Raw genomic sequence first — 8,230 nt, 5'->3', positions numbered from 1 at the left:
CGGCAGCACACCCGATCCATGGGTGTGCTGCCGCGTGCTGCAATTGGCGGGTGGTGCCGAGCGGTCACGCCCTCTCGCGTGATCCAATAGCCAAGTACTCCACTAGCCACGTCCAGCGAACAATCCGGTAGAGGAGGGTAGTGATGGACCCGAGCACTCGCACCGACATCACCGTCAACGTCGAGGGTTTCTGGATGCTGCAGGCACTGCTGGACATCCGCCACGTTGCTCCCGAGTTGCGGTGTCGTCCTTACGTTTCCACCGACTCAAGCGACTGGTTGTCGGAACACCCCGGGATGGCGGTGATGCGCGAACAGGGCATCGTCGTCGACGGTGAGGTCAATGAGGCCGTCGCGGCACGAATGCGGGTGCTTGCCGCGCCCGACCTCGAGGTGGTCGCGCTGCTGTCGCTGGGCAAGCTGCGTTACGGCGTCATCGACGCCGAGGACCAGGAACCCGGCACCCGCGACATCCCCGACAACGAGTTCCGGGTGTTGTTGGCGCGGCGCGGTGAGCACTGGGTGTCGGCGGTACGTGTCGGCACCGACATCACCGTCGACGATGTCTCAGTGACCGATGCCGCCTCGATCGCCGCGCTGGTGATCGACGGGATGGAATCCATTCACCACGCCGACCCGGCCCAGATCACCGCGGTCAACGTGCCGATGGAGGAGATGCTGGAGGCCACCCAGAGCTGGCAGGACTCCGGTTTCAACATTTTCACCGGGGGAGACCTGCGCCGGATGGGCATCAGTGCTGCCACCGTCGCGGCGCTGGGTCAGGCGCTTTCGGAGCCGGCGGCCGAAGCCGCGGTCTATGCGCGGCAATACCGCGACGACGCGAAGGGGCCGAGCGCCTCGGTGCTGTCGATCAAAGACGGCTCAGGCGGACGGATCGCGCTGTATCAGCAGGCGCGCACCGCGGGCTCGGGCGAAGCATGGCTGGCGATCTGCCCCGCCACCCCGCAGTTGGTTCAGGTGGGCGTCAAGACCGTCCTGGACACCCTGCCCTACGGCGCTTGGAAAACGCATCGGAGGGTATAGCGGCCTGCTCGATAGATCTGGGCGTCGAATGCCAAGTGTCGCAACGGAAAACTGCGGGTAAACGCGGGTCGTGCGAATTGCATGAAGTGCCTTTAGAATTGGACTGACTTTAAAAATGACAAATTGCGAGGCGGCACCTATGGGTTCTATGCGGTCAGTATTCGTCGGTCGGGTGATGCAATCATGACCGCGGCGATCGAGTCGGCACAGGCCGGCGGCGAACTCGCGCCGTCGGCACCCCGGGCCGTGGTGGTCGGGGTCATGGCGGGCGATGGCGTTCAGATCGGCACGCTGCTCGACGCCGACGCCCCGGTCTCGGTGATGCTGGACCCGTTGCTGAAGGTGATCAACGGCCGGCTCCAGGAACTCGAAGAACCCACGCTGCAGGCCGAGGGCCGCGGCCGTTGGGTGCTGTGCCTGGTCGACGGCACCGCGCTGCGGCCGAACCAGTCGCTGACCGAACAGGACGTCTACGACGGCGACCGGCTGTGGCTGCGCTTCATCGAAGACCAGGAGCGGCGCTCGCCGGTCATCGAGCACATCTCCACCGCCGTCTCGGTCAACCTCGCGAAGCGATTCGCTCCGGTCGACGCGGCGACCGCGGTGCGGGTCGGGGTGTCGACCCTGTCGCTGGGCGTGCTGGTGGCCACCGGGCTGCTCGCGGCGTGGCGGGTCCAGCACGAAGGCTGGCTGACGGCGGGCTTCGGCGCGGGGCTGGCCTTCCTGGTGCTGATCGCCGCCGCCCTGATCCTGATGCAGGCCCGCAACGCGTCCGACCGGCAGGTCGGTGACATTCTGCTGGCCACCGGTCTGGTTCCGCTGGTGGTGGCGGCCGCGGCGGCGGTGCCCGGCGAGGTGGGCGCCGCGCATGCCGCGCTGGGCTTCGGCGTCGCCGGTATCGCCGCACTGGCTGTCATCCGGCTCACCGGGAGGCAGTTGGCCGCCTACTCGGCCGTCGCCACCATCAGCGTGGCGGTGATGTTCGCCGGCGTGCTGCGGATGCTGTTCCTGACCGGCGCGGTGACCCTCATGACGTGCGTTTACCTGGTCTGCGTGCTGGCCTACCAGTGGGCTCCGTCGCTGTCGCGCTGGCTGGCCGGCCTGCGGTTGCCGGTATTCCCGTCAGCCACCAGCCGCTGGGTCTTCGAGGCCCGCCCCGACCTGCCCACCACGGTGGTGAGCACTCCCGGCGCCCCGCCGTCGTTGGAGGGCCCGGAGTCGGTCCGCGAAGTGGTGCTGCGCGCGGAGCGGGCGCGATCGTTCATGACCGGCCTGCTGTCCGGGTTGGGCGTGCTGATCGCGGTGTGCATGACCGGGCTGTGCGACCCGCACTCGGACCGAACCTGGCTGCCGGTGCTGCTGGCCGCCCTGACCGCCGGGTTCCTGGTGCTGCGGGGCCGGTCCTTCCGCGACCGGTTGCAGGCGGTGACGGTGACGCTCACCGGGCTGGTGATCATCGCAGCTGTGGTGCTGCGCTTCGCGGTGGTGCTGTGGACCCCGACCGCACTGGTGGTCGGCGTGGCCGTGCTGGTGCTGGTGCCGATGTTCGGCCTGCTGTCTGCGGTGATCGTGCCGAACACCATCTACAGCCCGTTGTTCCGCAAGTTCGTCGAGTGGATCGAATACCTCTGCCTGATGCCGTTGTTCCCGCTGGCACTGTGGTTGATGAATACCTATGAAGCAATCCGGTACCGGTAGGGGCGTGCGTCGGCTGCAGCGCACCGCGGCCGCCGGCGCCGCGATGATCATGGTGGCCAGTGGCTCGTTGGCCGGAATGCCGGCTGCCGGCGCGATCGAGCCGCCCATGATCGACCCCGCGGCGCTGCCGCCGGACGGCACGCCCGGGCCTCCGCAGACCATGCGGCAGACCTCGTACTGCACTGAGGTCGGGGTGCTGCCGAACTCCGACTTCCGCGTGCAGCCGGCCTACATGGACATGCTCAACCTGCAGGAGGCCTGGAAGTTCGGTCGCGGGGGAGGCGTCACCGTCGCGGTGATCGACACCGGCGTGACCCCGCACCCCCGGCTGCCGAACCTGGTGCCCGGCGGTGACTACGTGATGGCCGGCGGCGACGGGCTGTCGGACTGCGATGCGCACGGGACCTTGGTGGCGTCGCTGATCGCCGCGATGCCGGACAACGGGGTCGCCCCGTTGCCACCGCCCCGTCAGACCCGTAGGCCGCCGTCGGTTCCCACCAACGAGCCGCCGCCGCCGACCCCGTCGCCGGCGACGACCATCCTGGTGATGCCGCCCCCGCCGGCAGCGCCGCCACCGCCCGTCGAGGGCGAGGAACCGCCCCCGGGTCAGGGGCCGCCACCCGCTCCCGCTCCCGCGCCGGCACCCGCTCCTGCTCCGGCACCTGGACCCGCGCCCGGGCCGGCCCCGGGACCCGGCGCGGCAGCCTCGTCGGCGCACGTTCCCCATCGCACCAGCGCAGGTGCGGTGCGATCGGCCGGCTTCTCCGGGCAGGCCCAGACTGCGCCGGTCGACTTCCGCGCCCCCAGCGCACCGCCTCCGGGCGGGGCGCCGGATGCGTTCAGTGGCGTCGCCCCTGACGTGCAGCTGATCGCCATCCGGCAATACAGCGCGGCCTTCGGGCCCAAGGAGCCGTTCGCGGACGGACGCGACCCGCAGCTGCGGGAGAAGACCGACGGCATCCGCACCATGGCACGGGCGATCGTGCACGCCGCCAACATGGGTGCGCAGGTCATCAACATCTCCTCGGCCATCTGCATGAACGTGCGCACGCTCATCGACCAGGCCGATCTGGGTGCGGCGGTGCGCTACGCCGCGGTGGAGAAGAACGCGGTGATCGTCGCGGCCGCCGGTGACGTCAGTTGGCGGGACTGCAAGCAGAACCCCGTCTACAACGCGATGCGCCCCGATGACCCCCGCGACTGGAACGGCGTCAACACCGTGGTGACCCCGGCCTGGTACGACGAGTACGTGCTGACCGTCGGCGCGGTCGACTCCGCGGGTGCACCGATGGCCAAGTCGAGTGTGGCCGGCCCGTGGGTGTCGATCGCGGCGCCCGGTACCGACATCGAGGGCCTTTCACCGCGCGATGACGGGCTGATGAACGCCGTCGACGGCCCGGAGAACTCGCTGCTGGTCCCGTCCGGCACCAGCTTCTCCACGGCGATCGTCTCCGGTGTGGCGGCGCTGGTGCGGGCCAAATACCCGGAACTGTCGGCACACCAGGTGATCAACCGGCTGACCCGCACGGCTCGGCCACCGGCGCGTGGGGTCGACAATGTGGTCGGTTACGGCATCGTCGACCCGGTCGCGGCACTGACCTGGGACGTTCCCGACGTTCCGGCCCAGCCGCCGGAGCGGCTGTCGGCACCGCTGGAGGTGCCGCCGATGCCGCCCGAACGCGACATGACGCCGGCCTGGGTCGCCGGAGCCGGGCTGTTGGCGGCTCTCGCGGCGGCCGGAGTGGCCCTGGGAGTGGCAGCACTGCGACGATCGTCAAGGAACCGATGAAGGCACAGCACGCACTAGGTCTGAACCTGTCTTGGATGCGGGTCACCGTCGTCTTTCTGATCGATGTGGGGATCCTGGTCCTCGCCGGTCGCTGGCCCGGTGACCCCAAGGCCGCTGACTACGCATGGTGGTCGGGCGTCGCCATCGCCGTGCTGGTCGCGCTCATCGCGCTGCTCACCTACCGTCGGGTCCCGGTCAGCACGCTGTGGGCGGCCTGGGTGGCCGATCAGTTCACCGACCCCGAAGCGGCCCTGAACCGCGGCCGCGGCACCGCAATCGATCACCACCGGCGCTTCGGCCGGGAGTCGATCGGGGTCCGCGAACACGAAGGCCGGTTGGTGACGGTCATCGCCGTGGGCGGGCGGCCCACGTCGGCGACCGGCCGGCACGGCCGCGCCGCGGAGGCGGCGCTGCCGGTGGAGCGCCTGGCCGCCGGGCTGCGTCAGTTCGATGTGCGGCTGGACAGCATCGATGTCGTCTCGGTCGGGACCCGCAAAGATCCCCGCCCCGCCGACGACCCCGACGTCGAAGAGAACCCGTCGATGCCCGACCGCCGCCACACCTGGGTGGTGCTGCGGATGGACCCGCAACACAACGTCAACGCGGTCGCCACCCGCGACTCGCTGGCTTCCACCCTGGCCGCCGCCACCGAGCGGCTGGCCGAGGAGATCGACGGGCGTCAGCTCAGCGCCCAGGTGCTGCACGCCGGCGAGTTCGACGCCGTCGACGAGGCGGTACTGGCGGGCCTGGCGGCCACCCAGTTGCGGCACCGGCTGTTCCGCGAACGCCCGGCCGGCCAGATCAGCAGCTATTGGGTGTCGCCCAACGACATCACTCCGGAGAACCTCGAACACCTGTGGTACCCGGAGAGCGAAGCAACGGTGGTCACGGTGCGGCTTTCCCGCGGTGGCGGCCGGACCACCCAGGTCTCGGTGCTGGCGAGGTACCACACCGCCGACAAGCCCAGCCGAAACGTCCGGTCCGCGCTGAACCGGTTCGTGGGCCGGCGCCAGCTGGAAGCGGTCTGCGCCAGCCTGCCGGCGCCCACCGCCCACCGGCGGATGTCGGTGCCGGGACGAGACCTGCGCGACGGTGAGCAGCTGCCGCTGTCGGTCGACGTTATCGAGGAGTACACGCCCGCGGCGGCAGCTGGAGCGCGCGGGTGACCGGTCCATCCACGACCGACGCCCGCAACGCCATGGTTGCGGGCATGCTGGCCTCCGGCATTTCGGTCAACGGGTTGCAGCCCAGCCATAATCCGCAGGTCGCGCTGCAGATGTTCACCACCGCCAGCTCGATCGACCCGAGCATGTGCGATGCCTGGCTGGCCCGGGTGCTGGCCGGTGACTCCGATATCGAGGTACTGGCGAACGCCTGGTCGACGGTGCGCACGTTCGGCTGGGAGACCCGCCGACTTGGCCTGTCCGACCTGGAATTCCGTCCCGAGGTTTCCGACGGGATGTTCCTGCGGCTGCTGATCACCAGTGTGGAATCGCTGGCCGCCGCCTACGCCGCCACGCTGGCCGGAGCCAAACGCTACGAAGAGGCCGCCAAGCTGCTCGACGGCATCGAGCCGCGGAACCCGTTCGAGGCCGAGTTGGTCAGCTACGTCCGGGGCCTGCTCTATTTCCGGACCGGCCGCTGGCCGGACGTGCTCAAGCAGTTCCCCGCGTCGGCTCCTTGGCGCCAACCCGAACTCAAGGCGGCTGCGGCGGCGATGGCCACCACCGCGCTGGCTTCGCTGGGGGTGTTCGAGGAAGCGACGCGGCGTGCGCAGGAGGCCATCGAGGGCGACCGGGTGCCCGGTGCCGCCAACGTCGCGCTCTACACCCAGGGCATGTGTATGCGGCATCTGGGCCGTGAGGACGAGGCCGCTGAGCTGCTGCGCCGGGTCTATTCGCGGGACTCGAAATTCACCCCCGCGCGCGAGGCACTGGACAATCCCGACTTCCGGCTGGTGCTGACCGACCCGGAGACCATCGAGGCCCGCACCGACCCGTGGGACCCGGACAGCGCGCCCACGCGTGAGCAGGCCGAAGCCGATCGGCATGCCGAGGAAGCCGCGCGCTACCTGGCCGAGGGCGACGCGGAGCTGGCCGCCATGCTCGGTATGGAGCAGGCCAAGCGAGAGATCAAGCTGATCAAGGCGACCACCAAGGTGAATCTGGCGCGGGCCAAGATGGGCCTGCCGGTTCCGGTGACGTCGCGACACACCCTGTTGCTCGGTCCGCCCGGCACCGGAAAGACCTCGGTGGCGCGGGCATTCACCAAGCAGCTGTGTGGCCTGACCGTGCTGCGCAAACCGCTGGTGGTGGAGACCAACCGGTCCAAGCTGCTGGGCCGCTACATGGCCGATGCCGAGAAGAACACCGAAGAGCTGCTCGAAGGTGCGCTCGGTGGTGCGGTGTTCTTCGACGAGATGCACACCCTGCATGAACGCGGCTACAGCCAGGGCGACGCGTACGGCAACGCGATCATCAATACGCTGCTGCTGTACATGGAGAACCACCGTGACGAGCTGGTGGTGTTCGGCGCCGGCTATGCCAACGCCATGGAGAAGATGCTCGAGGTGAACCAGGGCCTGCGGCGCCGGTTCTCGACGGTGATCGAGTTCTACAGCTACACCCCGCCGGAACTGCTGGAACTGACCAAGATGATGGGGGCGGAGAACGAGGACGTGGTCAGTGACGAGGCGGTCGAGGGACTGCTGCCGCACTACACCAGGTTCTATGCCGACGAGAACTATTCCGAAGACGGTGACCTGATCCGCGGTATCGATGTGTTGGGTAACGCCGGATTCGTGCGCAACGTCGTGGAGAAGGCCCGTGACCACCGCAGTTTCCGTCTCGACGATTCTGAACTGGACGCGGTGCTCTCCGGCGATGTCACCGATTTCAGCGAGGAATGGCTGCACAAGTTCAAGGAACTGACCCGCGAGGACCTCGCCGAAGGGCTCAGCGCGGCGGTTGCCGAGAAGAACACGCCCTGACTTAACAGCCGCCCGACAGTTGATTCACAGCCCAAGGCCCCCTGTCTGGGTTGACGCTTACCGGTGCCGATGCCACCATTGCGCAGGTAAGGGGGCCGGTTCGTGTATCCGGCCCAGTTGGCCTCTACAGGTGTCAGGAGGTGAGGACGAGATTGCGTCCCGGCGATAATGCCCGCCCGGATTCGGCGACTGTTTGGTCCCGATCTGGCTCCGGCACCGTTTCTGTTACTTGAACCATGTTGCGTTGAGCACGCCCCGGTACGACGTCGTCACGGGGCCACTGTTTCGGCGTAGTCGGTGAGCGTCGGTCCGCTGCGGCCGGCATCTTGGAGGAGAGCCCCATGACTTTTGTGAACACCCAACCGGAGGCGCTGACGGCGGCTGCGGGCAACCTGGCCGCCATCGGCGCGGCGCTGAGCGCTCAGAACGCCGCGGCGGCAACGCCGACCACGGGTGTCGTTCCGGCCGCCGCTGACGAGGTTTCGGCGCTGACTGCTGCGCAGTTCGCCGCGCACGCCAGCATGTACCAGGCCATCAGCGTCCAGGCGGAGGCCATCCACCAGGCGTTCGTGGCCACCTTGAACACCAGCGCCAACAGCTACGCGGCCACCGAGGCGGCTAACGCCGCGTCGGCCGGGTAGTTCCAAATATCTTTAATTTCCAACAACTTTCGCGGAACCAAGGAGAGAACCATGGCAACACGTTTTATGA

At 68.6% G+C, this 8,230-nt stretch carries 6 protein-coding genes; all 6 read left to right on the top strand.

The window, feature by feature from the left end; translation table 11 throughout:
• Positions 1-143: 143 nt before the first annotated feature.
• Complete coding sequence (locus N416_RS0120895) at positions 144-1,043, top strand: ESX secretion-associated protein EspG (RefSeq protein WP_024444037.1); 900 nt, start codon at positions 144-146, stop codon at positions 1,041-1,043.
• Between the two features lie 183 nt (positions 1,044-1,226).
• Complete coding sequence (eccD, locus tag N416_RS0120890; RefSeq protein WP_024444036.1) at positions 1,227-2,741, top strand: type VII secretion integral membrane protein EccD; 1,515 nt, start codon at positions 1,227-1,229, stop codon at positions 2,739-2,741.
• Positions 2,719-4,530, top strand: coding sequence for a S8 family serine peptidase (locus tag N416_RS0120885; RefSeq protein ID WP_024444035.1), 1,812 nt, complete (start codon positions 2,719-2,721; stop codon positions 4,528-4,530). Before eccD ends, N416_RS0120885 begins: the two co-directional genes overlap by 23 nt.
• Complete coding sequence (gene eccE, locus N416_RS0120880) at positions 4,527-5,696, top strand: type VII secretion protein EccE (protein ID WP_024444034.1); 1,170 nt, start codon at positions 4,527-4,529, stop codon at positions 5,694-5,696. The genes N416_RS0120885 and eccE overlap by 4 nt, the downstream gene beginning before the upstream one ends.
• A 32-nt stretch (positions 5,697-5,728) precedes the next feature.
• Positions 5,729-7,519: a type VII secretion AAA-ATPase EccA gene (gene eccA, locus N416_RS0120875; protein ID WP_125079864.1), complete on the top strand. Its 1,791-nt coding sequence runs from the start codon at positions 5,729-5,731 to the stop codon at positions 7,517-7,519.
• Positions 7,520-7,860: 341 nt separating this feature from the next.
• Positions 7,861-8,160, top strand: coding sequence for a PE family protein (locus N416_RS0120870; RefSeq protein ID WP_024444032.1), 300 nt, complete (start codon positions 7,861-7,863; stop codon positions 8,158-8,160).
• Positions 8,161-8,230 lie beyond the last annotated feature (70 nt).

Source organism: Mycobacterium sp. UM_WGJ (assembly GCF_000455125.1).
GTDB lineage: Bacteria > Actinomycetota > Actinomycetes > Mycobacteriales > Mycobacteriaceae > Mycobacterium.
This window is presented reverse-complemented; position numbering and strand designations above follow the sequence as displayed.